Below are 19,572 nucleotides of genomic sequence, written 5' to 3'. Positions count from 1 at the left end.
CTGGGGAAACAAGGAGTAATTTGATGATCGTAGATAGCAATATTGAACAACCTATACTCCAATCGCAGGCAGAACAAGAATTTAACTGGAGACAATGCTGGTATCCGGTTTGTTTTGTGCAAGACTTGCCCAAAAATCGCCCTTATACTTTTTCTTTGTACGACGAACCATTTGTTTTATTTCCCAATAAAGAAGGGCAGCTAATTTGTTTAACAGACCAATGTTCTCACAGGGCAGCGAAACTCTCTGATGGGCAAATTATTGATGGCAAAATAGAATGCTTGTATCACGGTTGGCAGTTTGGTGATCAGGGGAAATGTATGCACATTCCTCAGTTAGCAAAAGATGCCAAAATACCCAATAATGCCTGCGTGCGATCGTTTAAAATTGTAGAACGTCAAGGCATTATTTGGATGTGGGCAGGGGAAGCTGAAATTGCTGATGACAGTATCCCAATCATTCCTGAGTTTGAGCAAGCAGGGTTTGTGAAGTTAGACACTATGCGCGATCTGCCTTACGACCAAAGCTATTTTATCGAAAACGTTATCGATCCAGCCCATGCAAACATTAGCCATGATGGTACTAGAAACGGGGGTAAGCGGGAAAATGCCCAACCTCTAGAAATGGAAGTAGTTGAAACTTCATCTCAAGGTATTCGCGGTAGATTTAGAGGCACAAATCAACCTAATGCAAATTGGACAAGCCTTGATTTTATGGCTCCCAACTTGATAATTTACAAATTTACTATTAAACAGAAGGGTTGGATTGGAGGTCTGGCTTTTTATTCCATACCTCTAGGTAAGGGTAAATGTCGCGTTCTCGCGAGAAATTATCGCAACTTTTTGACTGGGATAGACAAGCTGCTACCTCGGTGGTTTGAACATTGGAATCGCAATCAATTATTGGAAGAAGATTTTGATTTAATTGCCGGACAACAAGCAATTGTCGAAAGATTGGGAAAAAATTTAGAAAAACTTTATTTGCCCTTAAAGACATCAGATGTGTTAGTTGTTGAATACCGCAAATGGCTAGATAAATTTGGGGCTGGTTTACCATATTATCAGGGATATTCCACTGCAAAAAATATCAGTAGCGCCGAAGTTAATCAACAATCAATCACCCTAGACAGATTATCGCAACACACACTAATCTGTAGTTCTTGTAATCAGGCTTATCAGGTAACCAAGGGACTGAAAACAACTTTTTTGGGAGTGGCAATTGGTACGGCAGCTTTAGCAATACTTGCAGATAATTTTTGGCTGAAAATATCAGCAGTTTCAGTTTCTTTTGGAGCGATCGCTTTGGCAATTTTATCCCAGAAAGTCAAAACTAAATTTGAAAATGCCCATACGCGCCACTAAGATAAAGCAACGGAAATAAATATAACTATGTTAAGAAGGGTAAAGGGAAATGAGAAAAACCTTTACCCTTTAACTTTCACCCTTAGCCCGACAAAACTTTACATAGTGGGATTTTATCCTTTTATTGTTTGTTTCAGCAATGTCTACTATCTTAGGTATGAAATAAACTAACAACCTGAGCTAGTGATAGAAAAAATTTAAGATGGCTACCATATTTTAAATATATTTTGAAATCCTCTGTTGCCAATGCTGGGTAATAGATTGCCGTGACTCAAAAAGTAATCAAAACTAGCGGAGCATAATCTATGAAGCCAGATGAACTGCTGAAAAACTATGCCGCAGGTACAAGAGACTTTACTGGTGTTAACCTCAGCGAAGCAAATTTGAGGGAAGCTAATCTCAGTGGAGCCATTTTAGATAGAGCAATTTTAGATGGTGCTAATTTAAGTCACGCTAATTTAAGTCAAACTAGCTTGATTGAGGCAGATTTAAACGGAGCAGATTTGACTGATGCTAACCTCACTGCTAGTAATCTAACTGGAGCTATTTTAGATGGGGCAATATTAGATGGTGCTGTTTTAGATAGCGCAAATTTGAGTCAAGCTGATTTAACTGTTGCCAAATTGATTGAAGCCAACCTCAGCGAAGCAGAGTTGCATGAAGCAACTTTAATCGCGGCAAATTTAGATAAAGCCGATTTAAGTGGTGCAGACTTAACTGTAGCGGATTTAAGTCAGGCGAATCTGGCTCAAGCAGACTTGAACCAAGCCAATTTGAGCGGCGCAAATTTAGAAAAAACTAATTTGTCAGGGACAATTTTGGACGAAAATGGTTAAATTAGTCATTTGTCATTTGTCATTTCCCCGCTTCCCCGCGTCTCCATGTCCCCTTTGATGACGGCGTGAAATTATCAGATGCAAGGCCTGACGGTAAGCCGATACAGCGTCTACGCACTCCCACCGCAGCCGTAGAAAGCCTACAGTTACGCAAAGCGTAACTGTAGGTAGTTCACTAATTATTGCCCAAAATGACGACTAGCCAACTGCATCGCATCAGCAATATCAACATCGCCATCATTATCTGCATCCAAGAAGGAATTAAGCAGTGGATTTCCGCCTGATTGGGGATTTTGAGCGTTCGCGCCAGACTGCAAGAAATTCAGCACAACAGGCACTACTTGAGGTAATATTTGTTGAATCATACCTGCATCTAAGCCAGTGCGCTGGGCAACAATCTCTGCTACTTGTTGTTGCATACCAGGAGCAAATACCGAATCAACAGCTTGGGGATCAGGAGAAGTTCCTGCAAATTGATTGACGAGAGATTGCACCGCTTCATTACCTTCTGTAGCTTGTTTTTGTTGTAAAGCCGATCGCACTTGACCACCCACAACTGACAACACCGATTGGATGGTAGAAGGGTCTGCACCAGTACTGTTACTTAACTGCTCGACCGTGCTAATAATACTTCCCAATTGCCCCAAACTACCTTGTTGATTGGCATTAGCAACAGCACCGAGAATTTGATCGAAAAGTCCCATAAGTTTTTTCTCCTGTTACCAGATTCCTATATAGGAATATATTTTTCTTGGCTAAATGTAAATAAGTTGTGAATATTAATATTTTTATATATAACAGATTTTTGTCGTCGAGATTACAACTAAACTTTATTTAAAATATTAATTTATCTATCTTTAGCTTGAAGTGTATCAATTTTAATTATATTAAATTTAGGAAAGCATAATTAATAAATGCTTTAGTGGGAATACTCACTTAACACTTAATATTAGCTCCTTCAGAGGGTGCAACCATCTGCACCCTTTTTTTACTAAGAATATTTATAAATTTGTAAGTTTAAACAAACGCTGTTTATGCTCAGTAGCATAGCTAAAAAACAGCCCTCAGTGCTGACCAAGGGTAAACAGAGTAATTGATCATCACAAAGTGCGATCGCAACCCACAAGATAAAATTAATCATACATTTCTGGCGATAGAAGTTAACTCAAGGCGCTCAATATGAAGTATAAAATTACCCCACCTATGCCACTTCTTGGAAGTCAAAAGTATCAAGTCAAAAGTCACTTCTTAAAGAATTTCAATGCATGACTTTTGACTTTTAACTTGCCAAAAAGCGCGACTTGTACCATTGTACGGGCGGGTTTACAGTAGGGGCGGGTTCACCGATATCCACGTTGATCAACAAAGATCCAAATAAACCCGCCCCTACATATCAACGATGATCTAAATAAACCCGCCCCTACCATCCTTTATCCTTCATCCCAGCCTGCGGCAAGCCGATACAGCGTCTACATCCTTTCTATTTACAACCAATTGCCGATTAACACAAACGCTGACCAGTAAAAAGGATGTTGATAATCAGGATCTTGTAAAAAAGTAAGTTGAGTTTGTCGCAAAGCTTCGGCTTTAGTAATTCCTGGTTTTTTCAAATTTTTATAGAACTCAACCATAAATTTAGCAGTGGATTCATCTTTGACAGCCCATAAAGTAGCTAAGGTACTGCGTGCGCCAGAACGTACAGCTACACCTGCTAAACCTAATACCGCCCGATTGTCTCCTTTTGCAGTTTGACAGGCACTCAGAACCATTAATTCTATCGGTGTAGAATCAGATTCGTTTCTATTTTTGAGAAATTCACTCAGTTCTTTAACATTAATCTTGGTGTCCCAGGAAAGGATAAAGGTGTCATCGGACTTACTACTAAATTGACCATGAGTAGCAAGATGCAAGATTGAAAAAGGATTTGATTGAATTGCAGTTTGCAGGTTAATATCAGTAAATTGTTGATTCAAAAGTAATTGCACAGGTAATTCCGAAGAAATTTCTCTGACTTCTGCCTGGACTGCTGGTAAAGCTTTAAAACCTTGACGTGCTTCACTCAATGCGGCTGTAATTACTTTAAGATTTTGGGGTTTTAGCGATCGCGTTGGCAATAACTGCATTCCTGGTGAGAGTGCCAAGCTATATTTTTCTAGTAAATATTGTTTACCATCATATAAACTCGCCATTGGCAGATTGCGTAATGACCCATCTAACACAAAGGCTAAAGTCTTGACTCCACTGTTGGCTAATTGCGATTCTGCAGGACGAATCAGCCAATCATATATTTGTTGAGAAATTTTTAACCTATCCTCGTCACCGAAAGCTGGGTTGAGAGATTGTCTCATATGCTTGATAGTGTTCTCAATTTCCATTTGAGACAAAGCAGTTTTGTAGTTAGAAAGCGGTTTACCGGGAATCGAGAGAATTACTTCGATGCGATCGCTTAAAATAATCGGGTAGATGACAGCGGCTTGTTTGTCGATTTTGTCGATTTGTTCCGGTTTAGCATTTAAACAAGCTTCATGAAAGAAATTGTCTAATTCTGCTAGTTGTAGCGCTTCAATGGTGTCTCGTGCTTGTTTTAAGTTCTTTTGGCTGGGGTGTGATTGTAGTAATAAATCGACAAACTCCCGATAAACCGGTTCCACACTTTCTTGAAAAGAAAATTGGATATCACGATTAATCGCCACTAAATCATTACGTAAATACTTAAGGGTTTTCACAGAAAAATCATAAGCGGCGATCGCACCAGTAGTATCACCTTGGTTTTTCAGAATCCTACCAGCTTGCCAAGAAGCTTGATAAGCAATATCAGCTGCATTAATCTCTTGGGCAATTTGTAATGCTTGTTGGGTTAGTTTTAAAGCATCAGACCATTGTTGTTTCTCAAAATACAATTTCCCTAACTCGTTTAAAGCATAAGCTTTAGCACGTAAATCGCTCAACATTGTAGCTTGTTGTACCGCCTGTGCTAAAGTTACGGCTGCTTGTGGGTATAAACCAGATTCTTTACCCTCTAGTTTTGCCAACTTAGAAAGACTGCTAGCAAAGTTTACGGCTGCATAAATAGACATCCGACTGGCAGGGAGGTTTGCTAATTGGGTTTTAATCTGCGGTAATAAAGTATTAGCTGGCTGTAGTTGCGATCGTTCCAGATAAAGGCTAAGTTGGTTTAACTGTGCTTCTATGCGCACTTGGGGGTTAGTAGCCCTGACTACCACCTGTTGATAATAATCTAAAGCCTCTGTGGGCTGTTGTAATTCCCGCGCCCCATTTCCCAAGCTTAACAGAATATCACCAATGTTTTCTGAAGAATTGAGGCGATCGCTCAGGAGCAAACTTTGCTTTAATATTTCTTGGGATTGTGGTAAATTTCCTACCAGTTGAAAACCTATTCCTAAACTTTGCAAGGCTTTCGCTTTGATGGCAGAATCTGGCTGATTTTGCAATTTTTGATTGACTTTCACTAAAAGTTGCTGCGATCGGCGATACAATCCTAAAACTTGCAGTGCTTGAGCTTGATTAATTTGGCTACCAATTTTTCCCGCTTCATCACCAATTACTGCATAATTCCGTTCTGCATCTTGCCAAGCCTGCAAAGCATTTTCCGCTTGTCCCCTCAACAGTTTCAGATTGCCTAGCGTATTCAGGGCTACTGCGAAGATGGCAGTATGTTGCTTTTTTTCTTTGTGCGGCTGTTTCAGAAGATTTAAACTCTTGCTAATTGCCAGTTCTGCCTTTTGCCAATCTCCTAAATTCTGCGCAGCTAATGATAGATAACTCAGTGTCCAAGCTTGATTAATAATATCACCTTGACTTTCAAAACTCACAGACGCTGCTTCCCAAACTTTAACTGCTTGGGCAAAGTTTCCGGCTGCAAATAAACTTCTACCTTGATTAAGTAGAGATTGGGGGTTTGAAGCTGAACTGTCAGCAACATTTTGAGGCTGCGGTAACAAATGTGAACTTTTCTGTTGTGAACTGGTAGATGCTGCTGCGGTAAAACCAGTAGTTACTATAAATAATGTTAATGAAGCTAAGTAAAATTTATAATTGTAAGATTTTACTTTTTTTGTAAAAACTAGCATAATTTTATCCTTTTCTACAGTCATTTTTATATTGTTAAGTGACCTTCTGCAACTTTGGGAACCACCACAAAGAAGTGTCCGCCTCTTGGCACAGTAGTTGCTATCTGGGGGGATGCAGGCGATGGCACGCATTATTATTAATGTGCCCAAACTCTGACTGTATCTTTCAGTAGAGGTCACCAATTTGTCATTATTTTTATCTTGGCAATTTTACTGTAGAATTTTTCCAGCACTGATACCTGATGAATTATGCCACCGGAAGTTCAATAATAAATTCCGTGCCTTTTCCTAATACAGAATTAAAATAAATTTTTCCCTGATGCTTATCTTCGATAATCTGCCTACTAATAGATAAGCCTAAACCCGTTCCCTTGCCTATGGGCTTGGTAGTAAAATATTGTTTAAATATTTTCTGGCTATCTTCAGGAGAAATTCCCGTTCCATTATCTTTAACAGTGGTTATAATTAATTTTTCTCCAGGCTCAAAAACAGTGGTAATAATGATTTCTGGCGTGGTATTGCCTAGATCTAGCTTAGATTGATTATCTGCATCAAAAGCCTCAATAGCATTAGCTATAATATTCATAAATACTTGATTAATTTGTCCAGGGTAACAGTCTAGGAATGGCAAACTTCCATAGTTCTTAATAACTACAATTTCTGGATGTTGGTTATTAGCTTTGAGACGATGCTTGAGAATCAGCAAAGTACTATCTATCCCATCATGGATATCAAAGCTGACTTTATGAGATGTATCTGCACGAGCAAAAGTCCGCAGGCTATCACTAATTTCACTAATCCGTTCTAGCCCCATATTTACAGAGGAAAACATTTTTGGCACATCTTGAAATATCTGTTCTAATTCTATAAGTCTGGCATTTTTGACAATTTTATCATCAGGATTAGGATAAATTTCCTGATAAAGCTGTAAATGTGTGATTAAGCTCTGTATATAATTACTAATAAACTCTAAGTTGCCTGTAATAAAGCCTAGAGGATTATTAATTTCATGAGCGACACCAGCAACTAATTGACCAAGAGTTGACAATTTTTCTTGCTGCACTAATTGTATTTGAGATTGTTTTAGCTCTTCTAGAGTTTGAGATAATTCTTGTGTACGTTCTTCTACCCGCTTTTCTAATTGCTGGTTTTGTTCTGCAAGTTGTTTTGTTAAAAATCGGATTTTTAAATGCACCTGAATTCTCGCTAATACCTCTTCTATTTGAAAAGGTTTAGTAATGTAATCTATGCCGCCTATTAATAGTCCTTGAACTTTATCAAACTTATCTGAAAGAGCAGTTAAGAAAATTACTGGTATATCTCGAGTTAACTGATTTTTTTTGAGAAGCTGACAAGTTTTAAATCCATCTATCCCAGGCATCATCACATCTAATAAAATTAAATCTGGTTGGGCATATTCAGCTTGCTCGATAGCACTTTCGCCATCAGTAGCAACTAAAATTTCCCAACCTGACTCAGAAATTGCATTAGATAACATTTTTAAATTGGTCTGATTATCATCAACAATCAAAATAGTTGAATTATAAATATTTATACTTTGATTATTTGTCATACATCCTACTTTAAAGATTTAAGTAATTCCCGAATTTTTTTAACTTGAAAATTATCAGCAAGCTGGCGAATTTCTATAACAAAAGGTAAGAATTTATCATCTAATTTAGCAATTTCATTTAGTAATATTTGCATATTTGTAATATTGCCTCTCATTGCCATATCCAATAGTTTATCTAACTCTGCCCTTGGCGGATAAATTATCGATTGAGGATTTTGCGTAGGTAATTTTACATTTATATTATCTTCTGCTTGAGTGCTAGCTTCTTGGTAAATCCATTCTAATTGTAAGTATTTTTGTAATATATGCAATAAATCATTAATTTGTAAGGGTTTAGGCAAAAACTCATTTGCACCATCTGCTAAACTTTGGGCTTGATAATTTTCAAATACACTTGCAGATGAAACTATAATAGGTAAATTTTTAAACTCCTCCAGCTTCCGGAAACTTTTGATCATCTCAAAGCCATCCATAATGGGCATTTTTAAGTCAGTTATAATTAAGTCAGGTTGAATTTCTATTGCTTGCGATAACCCTTCTTGACCATTAGTCGCCTCGAAGCATTTAAATCCTATCGATACTAGTAAATTGTTCACAACATAACGGTTTTCATAATTATCGTCTACAATTAATATTTTCGGAGATTTATTTTTAATAGCAACAATGTTTTGGTCGGAAAATACAGACTCAGTGTTGACAAATTTCCTGATGGTTACTAACTCCAAATCTAGCCAAAATTGACTGCCAACTCCTAAAGTGCTGTCTACTTTAATTTCACTATTCATTAATTCAGCAATTTTGCAGCTAATAGCTAGCCCTAAACCAGTACCTTCTATTTGTTTATTTTTGTCACCTACTTGTTCAAAAGGCAAAAAAATCTTTTCTAATTCTTCAGAAGTCATTCCAATACCAGTATCCTCGATTTGAAATCTGATTTTGGTAAATTCAGTATCATCAAGGTTTTGAGTTTCCAAGACATCTACTTTGAAAGTGACTGCGCCATTATCGGTAAATTTAATCGCGTTACCAAGTAAGTTAATTAATATTTGTCTTAAACGTTTTTCATCAGCATGAATTCCTTGAGGTAGCTGAGGATGAGGTTTGTAAATAAATGCAATACCTTTTTGGATAGCGCGAATTCGGCAGATCTCCACAACTCCGGTTAAGAACCAATTTAAATCAAAATCGGTCGTATGCAATTCCAATTTCCGCGCTTCAATTTTAGATAAATCTAAAATATCGTTGATTAGAGTCAGCAGATGAGAACCACATTGATGAATTATTTTGATTCCATCAAGTTCTGCTGGAGCCAAACTGTGAGATCGCTCTAAAATTTGCGCATATCCTAAAATACCGTTTAAAGGTGTGCGTAATTCATGACTCATATTAGCCAAAAATTCACTTTTGGCTTGATTTGCAACATCAGCAGCAATTTTGGCAACCTCTAACTCTTGGGTGCGATCGCTAACTTTTTGCTCTAAAGTGTGAGAATATTCCTGGAGTTGCTCATTGGCTTGTTTGAGTTGCAATTGTTTATATAAATTTGTCGTCACAATCGCAGAGACAATCAGTCCTAGTATGGGTGAAACTGAAGGAATCCACCAACCTAACAAAAAGGCGAAATAGCTGATACTGAGAATACTAATAGTTGCAAATGCGATCCCTAATATGGGTAATCCCCCTAGTCTTCGCTGACCAATAAACTTAAATTGTAGCAATTCCCAAGTCGCACCACTACTCAAAAAAGACCAGCACAGAACCCATAGCCACTCTGCCCAAGAAGACCACACTCGGATTAGGGTTCGCCCATCGAGTGCAGCGCTTAAAATCTGACTAATTAAATTGGCATGAATTATTACCCCTGCCATCCGTTCACCATCTTCTTGCAAATTGCTACTATAACCAACGTTAAAAAAGTCATTGATGCTTTTGGCTGTTGTACCTATGAGAACGATGCGATCGCGTACCAGCTTTGGCGATACAGAATTATTGAGAACATCTCGTAATCGGACTGTATCAAATTGCGCTTCAAAGCCTCGATAGTTCAATAAAATTTGGTATCCGCCAACATCTGCACCCCGATAACTAAACTCTTTACCTCTCAGAGGTGTAAATACAGCTTTCCCTAACTGCAAAGTATTCCCGTCTTTGTCCAAAGCTGTTAACGAAATACCTTTGGGTTCCAAATACATTAAGCTCAAGCGCGTTGCTAAACCCAAATAAATTTCACCGTTTTCATCACCAACAGACAACAAGCCCCGCCTGACTTTCCCATCAGTATCCAAAACTAAATCAGCGAGAGCGACTTGATTAAGTTTAGCTAAAGTGGGGGGTGGAGCCACCCTATCCCCTACCAATTTTTTCACCCCAATCAAGTTGGGTGTAGACTGCATTACTCTAACTAGTTCTTTATGTCCTGGTTCTACCGCTAAATCTCGATAAATATCCATACCAATAGCCGCTGGTTGCTGCGCTTTGAGCTTTGCGATCGCTTGCGCTAATACAGCATCAGGAATAGGCCATTTTTTCACCCGGGTAATGTCTTCTTCATCAATATTGACAACCAGAACGCGCTTTTCTGGTGCTTCGGTGGGACGCAAAGCAAAAAATTTCTCTAGTGTCGCCAATTCTAGTAGTTGAAAAAATCCTGCCATCTCCGCAGCAATGATACAGATGGCGACGATGGGAGAACAGATCAATACACAGCGCCATTGCGCTTTCAGCAAGGAATGTAGAATTCTCAACTTATGTTTTCTCTGAATAGATGCACCCCAAAACATGGCTTTTAAATTAGATCGCTCAATTAATTGATCAATGGCTCGTTAGCGATCGCACTCAGATTCACTGATTTCAACAGCGCTTCCCAAGCCTCAGTCAGTGCTTGATTATTCGGTTGCGATCGCCTTAATTGCGCCAGATTGGAAAGTGAATCATACCAAATCCCAGTCTCGGCTAATTGGGAAATCAAATCTAGTGAAACAGGCTTGTTTAACTGACTTGTCAAACTACTGTTAGGTTCAACACGCCTAATCCAGCCACTTACCCAAGGACTATCCGGCTCTAACTCTTCAGTACAAATTATTACCAAAGACCATTTATAATTTTTGCCCGTCTTCAGTGCGGGGACTGAAGTCGGAATTTTCACTTCCATCACACCTGGTTTCTCTGGCAAAGATAAAGTTGTTTGGTAACTGTATTTGCTATCTTCAGTTTGTAATGTAAAAAATCCTGTTTTGGCAGTAGTTGTAGGAATATAGACCAATATAGTCGGATGTTCTGCCACTGTAAAACCAATATTAGTTGCTGGTATCAATGGTGTCACTGTTGGACTAGTGGTTGTTTGTGTCGCAAAGCCACAAATATTACCATCTCTAGAGGCTCCTCCAGAAGAACGTTTAGGTGCTTGCGCTCCCGGTGGTTTAAAAGTTACACCTGCTACAGTTGGTGTCATCCAGATAGGTAGAAAAGAAAATGAAATTAAAGGAGCTATTCCTAACATGACGTATCTGAATAGCAATTGAGTTTTTTTGGGCATAAACTAATTTATCTTTTTAGAGTTTCTCAAAACTGTAACTTATTGAAATACTCATGACATAGGTATCAATAAATTATTAATACTCTATTGTTTTTATTTATTAATAGCCAACAGTGCAATTACGGAAATATATTATTAATCATAAATTTCGGCTCTTTAAATTAAATTTAAATTAGCATTCAATCAATAGCTTGAATTAATTAATATATTATGATAAACATTTAATAGAGCTTGCTTAAGGCTTTTTTAAGGCAAAAATAAGCAAAAAAGTGATTTTATTTGAGTAGTTTAAATTAGATTTATAAAAGGTTGTTTAAAATTTTATTTTTGGACTTTTTGTCTCATAAAAAATCACTAATTTTTAGATAAATATGAAGAGTATTCGTGAAGAGAAATAATGAATTTAAAGTTTTAATTATTTATTGATGCTTTTTGTAAAGAAGTAACACCAAGTTTCCCCAATCAGTCAATTATTTATGTTTGTCTGTGGGATTTTCCCATGTAATAGCAGTCATTGAAAATATAGGCATGGGCATTGTCCTGGGACTAAGGATGAGGGCAAGTAATACCAATTTACACAAAGAATGGGACAGATGCATTTGTCGGGGCGGGGTTGACTTGGGATTTTTGTCAGAAATCTGTTGTTTGCATCTGGGCAAAAAGTAGGGGCGGGTTTATTTGGATTATCGTACAAGAGCGAGAATATTGGTGAACCCGCCCCTACCCCTCTCCCGGTCAAAGAATAGCGGTTTGATTTGGTCGGGAAAGTTTTTGCCCCGCAATTGCGGAAGTAGGTGAGGATTTCTTGATTATTCAGTATTTCTGGATTTTTACCAACCTTTATACTCTTTAAGTTGGTAAAGTATGAATTAGTGAATCAAAAAACCTTGAGATACTGTACATGCATACTAAACGTATCTTGGCTTTTGTGGGTTGGATGCTGGCTTCGTTGGTACTATTCATTGCTTGTAATCAGACGAGTCCGCCTAACCCTGACTCAATTTCCAACCCAACAGCAAAAGCGGTGAGTTTGACTGTATCAGCAGCCGCTAGCTTAAAAGATGCAATGGCAGAAATCACACCTCTTTACAGTCAAGAGCAGCCACAGGTTAAAATTACCTATAATTTTGGCTCCTCAGGTGCTTTGCAACAACAAATTGAACAAGGTGCAGGTGTAGATATTTTCATATCAGCAGCAAATAAGCAGATGGATGCTTTAAACCAAAAAGGTTTGTTAGTTGATCGCAGCCGCAAAGATTTGTTGAAAAATCAATTAGTGTTAATTGTGCCTAAAAATTCTCAAAATATTACAAATTTCCAAGATTTGACCTCCCCACGCCTGAAAAAAATTGCTTTAGGTGAACCTAAAAGTGTACCTGCGGGACAATATGCTCAACAAGTTCTGACATCTTTAAAAATTGCTGACCAAATCAAAAGCAAAATTGTTTATGCTAAAGACGTTCGTCAAGCTCTGAATTATGTAGAGTCGGGCAATGCAGATGCTGGCATAGTTTACCTTTCAGATGCCAAAAGCACTCAAAAAGTCAAAGTTGTAGCAACTGCGTCTGAAAATAGCCATTCCCCGATTGTTTATCCCATAGCTGTACTTAAAAGTAGTAAACATCTTGATGCTGCTCAGAATTTTGTGCAATTTTTATCGGGAAATGCAGCCAAAAATGTATTTGAGAAACAGGGTTTTAGTCTAGCTAGGGGCTAGGGGCTAGGGCGTGTTTTCAAACTACTCGTTTAGCCTTCTAAATTTCTCGATCCCCCTAAATCCCCCTTAAAAATGGGGACTTTGAGAGTCTTTTTGCCCCCCTTTTTAAGGGGGGTAGGAGGGATCTAAGACTTTGAAAACACGCCCTAGGGGTTAGGGGCTAGGGATGAAGGGAGCAGGGGGGCAGGGGAGACAAATAATAAATGCCCAATGCCTCTTGTCCCGCCACAAGCCCAATGCTCAATGAAAACTGACACAACTTCGCGCAATAAATAACTATGCCCCAGGATTTATCTCCTCTTTGGATATCACTTAAAACATCGTTATTAGCAACATTTATTACCTTTTTTGTCGGGATTGCTGCTGCTTATTGGATGTTGGAATATCGCGGTAAGGCTAAATCTTTAATTGAGGGTGTATTGATTGCACCTTTGATTTTACCTCCTACAGTTGTGGGCTTTTTATTACTCCTGTTTTTTGGGAAAAATGGCCCTGTGGGGAAGTTGATGCAGAACTTTGATTTTACTATTGTCTTTACTTGGTATGGTGCGGCGATCGCGGCTACTGTGGTTTCTTTCCCGTTAATGTATAAAACTGCACTGGGAGCTTTTGAACAGATTGATAAAAATCTGCTGCGAGTAGCGAAAACTCTGGGTGCTGGGGAAAGTAAGATATTTTGGCGGATCAGTTTACCTTTAGCATTACCGGGAATTATCGCGGCGACAACTCTGGCTTTTGCCCGTGCTTTGGGGGAATTTGGTGCAACTTTGATGTTGGCTGGTAACATTCCCGGACAAACCCAGACGATTCCGATGGCGATTTATTTTGCTGTAGAAGGCGGTGCAATGGATGAAGCCTGGTTTTGGGCGATCGCAATTATGGTAATTTCTCTATCGGGAATTATTACAGCAAATGTGTGGCAGGACAGAAAGAGACAAGGGGGACAAGGGGGACAAGGGGGACAGGGGAGACAAGGGGGTGAAGCGTCTTTGTTGTCTGCACCATCCTCGCCAGTGGGGTTATTTGTAGATATTGAAAAACAATTACCGAGTTTTCATCTCAAAGTGACCTTTAATAGCGATGCCCAACCCTTGGGATTGTTGGGGGGATCTGGGGCTGGTAAAAGTATGATTCTGCGTTGTATTGCGGGGATAGAAACGCCGACCAGAGGACGCATTATTTTAAATGGTAGAGTATTGTTTGATTCTGAGCAAGGAATTAATCTGCCTCCCCGCGATCGCCGTATCGGTTTTTTATTGCAGAATTATGCCCTGTTTCCCCACATGACTGTGGCAGAAAATATAGCTTTTGGTTTACCCAAGGGACTATCTAAAGGCAGTATTCGGGTACAGTTAGAAGAGCAATTACTGGCGATGCAGTTACAGGGATTAGGCGATGGCTTCGCCAACTCCTTTGGCGATCGCTATCCGCATCAACTGTCTGGGGGACAGCAACAACGGGTAGCTTTAGCACGGGCTTTGGCTAGTAAACCAGAAGCATTACTTTTAGATGAGCCTTTTTCCGCCCTGGATACTTACCTGCGGAGTCAATTAGAACAGCAAATGATGGAAACTCTAGCTGATTACCCAGGTGTGACTTTGTTTGTTACCCATAATATGGAAGAAGCTTACCGAATTTGTCCGAATTTGTTGGTTTTGGAACATGGTAGAGCTGTGCAACATGATTCTAAACATCGGATTTTCGAGCATCCTGTATCTGCAAGTGTGGCACAAATTACCGGGTGTAAAAACATTTCCCGGGCGCGGCTATTGCAAGCTTCACAAGTAGAAGCAAGTGATTGGGGTTGTACCTTGCAAGTTTTAGAAACAAATACCCGTAATTTATCTTACGCTGGGATTCGTGCGCATCAAATAGTTTTTACTAAAGATTCCCACCAAGAAAATACATTTCCCTGCTGGTTGGTGAGAACCAGTGAAACACCCCATCGCATGACTTTGTTTTTAAAGTTGCATTCTCCCGCTACTAGTCCCCATGACTATCATCTCCAAGCAGAGGTCTTTAAAGAAAAATGGGTAACCATGAAAGATCAGCCTTTTCCTTGGTATGTGCATTTAGATCCCCAGCGCTTGATGTTGATGAATTGACACTTCCTGACCTAAAGGTACAGGGATTCTTGGTTCAACGAGTAGGGGCGGGTTCACAGATATCCTCAATTATTCACGATAATTCAGGTGAACCCGCCCCTACTGCTTGTGAGAAATGCGGGTATTGTATGTGTAATTCCCATTCTTGATAAACATGCATATAATTAGCCTGCGTAAGCAGGGTTTGTTTGTTGATCTCCACCCGAATAGGATGAGGGCTTTAATATACAGACTCACAGAGAATTGGTATAAAATGCTATCGATGGCTTAATCATCTACCACTATAGATTCAACTCTAGCAGTGGATTTTTGCAAAAAAGTAGAAGGCTGAACATTTCCTCAACACTTTTCCAACCAGAGATAGCAGTGGGAAAGAATATTACAAGCTGGCTCCTGATGGGAACATTCCAAAATCAGGGGAAAAATTTTTTCTCGCCCCTAGCTCCTAGTTTCTAGCCTCTATTTTTAAGTTACTCATGATTCAATCCTCCTGTATCACCATCCTCCTAATTGATCATTGCACCGAAGACTGGGTGACTTTTCGTCAGTGTTTGCAGCAGGATAGTCTGTATACCTATCGAATTTTGCAGTTTGAGACGGCTACACAAGCAATAGCATGGTGTCAGCAGGGGAGAGCAGATGTCATTTTGCTGAATTTTCTTTTACCTGATAGCAATGGGCTGGAGTTGTTGGGGGAATTAAGGAAAATTGTCAGCAATACACAAGCCGCAATCATCCTGTTGACAGAACATGAGGATGCAGGGATTGCTGTCCAGGCGATGAAAAACGGGGCGCAAGATTATTTAGTCAAAGACCAGTTGACACCGGAAACTCTATATGCGGCAATTGATGATGCAGTAAAACAGAGACATCGAATCTGGCAATTAGAACAAAGTCGGGGACAAAAACAACTAATTGCAGCGATCGCTTTACGAATTCGTCGGTCACTCAAGCTCAAAGATATTTTAGCTGTCACAGCCAAAGAAGTACGGCAGTTTTTACAGACAGACCGGGTAGTAGTCTATCAATTTCACTCAGATATGAGTGGGATTGTGGTATCGGAGTCAGTTCTACCAGGCTGGACGGTAAGTTTGGCGCAACAGATTCAAGACACCTGCTTTCAACAGGGCGCTGGAGGTGAATATCGTCAAGGCAAAACACGGGCAATCAATAATATTTATGAAGCTGGCTTAACAGACTGTCATGTGCAGCTACTGGAACAATTTGAAGTCAAAGCGAATTTGGTGGTGCCAATTTTGGTGCGAAAGCGGTTATGGGGATTATTAATTGCCCACCAATGTACTGCTCCACGCCATTGGGACCTATGGGAATTGGAATTGTTGGATCAACTGGCGGTACAAATAGCGATCGCTATTCAACAAGCAAGTGCTTACGAGATAGCGCAAACACAACTGAAAGAACGCAAACGCACTGAGAAAACTCTTAAAGAAAGTGAAGCCAGATTTCGCAGTACTTTTGAGCAAGCAGCAGTGGGAATTAGCCATGTGTCATTGAGTGGGCAATTTTTGCGTGTTAACCAACGATTTGCTGAGATTATTGGCTACTCTCAGGCGGAAATTATGAACTTGAGCTTTCAGGAGATTACCCATCCAGATGATTTACCAGCAGATTTAAAGCAATTACAAATGCTGCTAGCAGGTGCAATTAAGACCTACTCAATGGAAAAACGCTATATCCGCAAGAATAAGACAATTGTCTGGATTAAACTGACAGTTTCTTTAGTGCATAATGCTTTTGATCATCCGCAATACTTTATCAGTGTAATTGAGGACATTAGCGAGCGAATTTTAGCACAACAAGCATTGCAGCAACTCAATCAAGAACTCGAAGCCAGAGTCAAACAGCGCACCGCAGCTTTAACAGAGAGTGAAGAACGCTGGCAATTAGCAGTCAGCGGCAGTAAAGATGCTATCTGGGACTGGAATGTGAAAACTAATCAGGTATTCTTCTCGACACGCTGGAAACAAATGCGGGGCTTTAGTGAAGATGAAATTGGCTCTAGCTTAGAAGAATGGTCAAGTGGCATTCATCCGGAAGATGGCGATCGCATTATGGCGGCGGTGGCTGACCATTTTGCCCAGAAGACACCATTCTTCCAAGAAGAATATCGAGTAAAGTGCAAAGATGGTTCATATTTGTGGATTTTAGACCGGGGTCAAGCACTGTGGGATCAAGCAGGTAATGTCATCCGCATGAGTGGTTCCGAAACAGATATCAGTACTCGCAAACAGGCTCAAGCCGAGTTATTTGCACTGATGAATCTGCAACAAGCTATCCTCGAATCTACCGATTATGCGATTATTTCTACCAATCATGAAGGCATAATTCAAATTTTTAACTCAGCTGCTCAGAAGATGTTGGGTTATACAGCCGAGGAAGTTGTGGGTCGGGTAAAACCTCTAATCTTCCATGACGTGGAGGAACTTCAACAACAGGCACAAGAACTCTCGCTAGAATTGGGCAGAGAAATTGTCCCTGGTGGAGAATTGCTCAACAAAACCCAGCTAGCTAATAACCCAGAGGAATGGACTTTCATTCGTAAAGATGGCTCCCGTTTTCCTGTCTCCCTCTCAGTTAAACCCTTATGCAATGCCGAAGGAGAGATCATTGGCGGTGTGGGTATTGCCAAAGATATTACAAAGCAAAAACAAATTGAGGCTCAACTTTACAAAAATGCAGCGAACCTTGCGGCTGCTCAAAGGATTGCTCATTTAGGTAGCTGGGAACTTAACTTGCAAACCCAAGAGGTAATATGGTCAGAGGAAGTCTTTCGCATTTTTGGTCGCAATCCTGAATCTGGTACGCCGAGTTATGAGGAAATGTTAGGGTGCATACATCCTGATGATCGCGAACATCGCGATTTTGTGATCGAGCAAGCGATCGCTGACGGGCTATCTTATGAAATAGAGTATCGTTTTTATCGTCCGGATCAAAGTTTACGTTATTTACTGTCACGCGGCGAAGTAATATTTGATGCGGATGGTCAGCCAAGACATTTGCTGGGAACTATTCTCGACATCACAGGGCGCAAACAAGCTGAGAAACAACTGCAACAGATCAATGAGCAATTAGCCAATGCTAACGCCGAACTAGCCCGTGCTACTCGCCTCAAAGATGAATTTGTGGCTAATATGAGCCATGAATTGCGAACACCGCTGAATGCTATTTTGGGTATGTCTGAGGCGTTTGAGGAAGGCGTGTTTGGTGCGATGAATCAAAAGCAAGCAAAAGCGATCGCCACCATCGAGCGCAGTGGTAAACACCTCCTAGATTTGATCAATGATATCCTCGACTTAGCAAAAATTGAATCAGGTAAACTGGAACTGCAACTGAGTGAGAGTACCATCACTAACTTGTGTCATAACAGTCTGGTGTTTATCAAACAGATGGCGTTGAACAAAAATATTCGCCTCATTACTGATATTCCCAATTATCTCGGCAGTATTCAAGCTGATGAGCGCCGTCTGCGTCAGGTACTCATTAACTTACTCAGCAATGCTGTCAAGTTTACCCCTGAAGAAGGTGTGGTAAAGCTCAAGGTTTGGCTGGAAGAACCAGGGGAAGTAAATTCTTCCTTGTCTTCTTCTGTGCCCAATCCCCAGACAGCTTACATTAATTTCAGTGTTAGTGATACTGGTATCGGTATCGCTCCTGAAAATATTGATAAATTATTTCAGCCTTTCATTCAGCTAGATAGCAGCCTCAACCGCCAGTACAACGGCACTGGTCTAGGTTTAGCATTGGTACAAAAAATTACTTCCTTACATGGCGGAACAGTTTCACTGACTAGTCAGCTGGGAGTGGGCAGTTGTTTTACAGTCCGCATTCCCTATGTTAGCAGCGATCGCGTTTCCACAACGCAGAGAATAGCTCAATCGCCGACAAATTTAGAACAACTACAATCTCCTGTCTCTCAGGCATCGGCTGCTATGAATGTCATACCAAAAACCACTTTGGTATCTGCTTTGATTTTACTGGTAGAAGACAATCGAGCCAATATAACTACAATGGCTAACTATTTGCAACATCGAGGATATCGTTTAGCCATAGCCAACAATGGACGACAAGCCATTGAGCAGATTTATGCTCAACATCCCGACATCATTGTGATGGATATTCAAATGCCAGAAATGGACGGATTGGAAGCTATCCAACGAATTCGCGATGATGCCCAATTTAGTGATGTTCCCATCATTGCATTAACCGCACTTGCCATGCCAGGCGATCGCGAAACTTGTCTAGCAGCTGGAGCTAATGAGTATTTAAGTAAACCGGTAAGACTGCAACAGCTTGTAGCAACCATTCAACAACTTTTAACGAAATAGTTGACATT

General features: G+C 40.0%; 10 protein-coding genes. 5 read left to right on the top strand and 5 right to left on the bottom strand.

Annotation, left to right across the window (positions count from 1 at the left end; all coding sequences use genetic code 11):
• The first annotated feature begins 23 nt into the window (after positions 1–23).
• Both AACU32_RS32980 and AACU32_RS32975 read left to right on the top strand, forming a co-directional pair.
• Entirely contained in the window at positions 24–1,361 is a 1,338-nt protein-coding gene (locus AACU32_RS32980; protein ID WP_096606147.1) for an aromatic ring-hydroxylating dioxygenase subunit alpha, read from the top strand.
• 305 nt (positions 1,362–1,666) lie between these two features.
• Positions 1,667–2,197, top strand: coding sequence for a pentapeptide repeat-containing protein (locus AACU32_RS32975; protein WP_096606145.1), 531 nt, complete (start codon positions 1,667–1,669; stop codon positions 2,195–2,197).
• A 179-nt stretch (positions 2,198–2,376) separates the two neighbouring features.
• Here AACU32_RS32975 and AACU32_RS32970 read toward each other — a convergent pair whose 3' ends face one another.
• From AACU32_RS32970 to AACU32_RS32950, 5 genes are all read right to left on the bottom strand, one after another.
• Positions 2,377–2,901, bottom strand: a complete 525-nt coding sequence (locus tag AACU32_RS32970) for a DUF937 domain-containing protein (RefSeq protein ID WP_096606143.1) — start codon at positions 2,899–2,901, stop codon at positions 2,377–2,379.
• Between the two features lie 780 nt (positions 2,902–3,681).
• Positions 3,682–6,288 (bottom strand): CHAT domain-containing protein, encoded by a 2,607-nt coding sequence (locus AACU32_RS32965; protein WP_096608283.1) that lies wholly within the window; start codon positions 6,286–6,288, stop codon positions 3,682–3,684.
• 247 nt (positions 6,289–6,535) lie between these two features.
• A complete protein-coding gene (locus AACU32_RS32960) occupies positions 6,536–7,861 on the bottom strand; it encodes a hybrid sensor histidine kinase/response regulator (protein WP_096606141.1) in 1,326 nt (441 codons plus the stop codon).
• Positions 7,862–7,866: 5 nt separating this feature from the next.
• Positions 7,867–10,605, bottom strand: coding sequence for a CHASE2 domain-containing protein (locus tag AACU32_RS32955; protein WP_339378484.1), 2,739 nt, complete (start codon positions 10,603–10,605; stop codon positions 7,867–7,869).
• A 59-nt stretch (positions 10,606–10,664) separates the two neighbouring features.
• Entirely contained in the window at positions 10,665–11,396 is a 732-nt protein-coding gene (locus AACU32_RS32950) for a DUF928 domain-containing protein (RefSeq protein WP_096606137.1), read from the bottom strand.
• A gap of 901 nt (positions 11,397–12,297) precedes the next feature.
• On the opposite strand from AACU32_RS32950, the gene modA reads away from it, so the two are divergent.
• The 3 genes from modA to AACU32_RS32935 all read left to right on the top strand — a co-directional run bounded on the left by modA (position 12,298) and on the right by AACU32_RS32935 (position 19,564).
• On the top strand, positions 12,298–13,113 hold the full coding sequence (modA, locus tag AACU32_RS32945; protein ID WP_096606135.1) for a molybdate ABC transporter substrate-binding protein: 816 nt from the start codon (positions 12,298–12,300) through the stop codon (positions 13,111–13,113).
• Between the two features lie 278 nt (positions 13,114–13,391).
• Positions 13,392–15,218, top strand: a complete 1,827-nt coding sequence (gene modB / locus AACU32_RS32940) for a molybdate ABC transporter permease subunit (RefSeq protein WP_096606133.1) — start codon at positions 13,392–13,394, stop codon at positions 15,216–15,218.
• A 476-nt stretch (positions 15,219–15,694) separates the two neighbouring features.
• Positions 15,695–19,564, top strand: a complete 3,870-nt coding sequence (locus tag AACU32_RS32935) for a PAS domain S-box protein (RefSeq protein WP_096606131.1) — start codon at positions 15,695–15,697, stop codon at positions 19,562–19,564.
• Positions 19,565–19,572: the final 8 nt, after the last annotated feature.

The sequence above is a fragment of the Calothrix sp. NIES-2100 genome (genome assembly GCF_963875285.1).
Taxonomy (GTDB): domain Bacteria; phylum Cyanobacteriota; class Cyanobacteriia; order Cyanobacteriales; family Nostocaceae; genus Aulosira.
The sequence above is the reverse complement of the archived record's forward strand: the minus strand, read 5'-3'. Positions and strand labels throughout refer to the sequence as shown.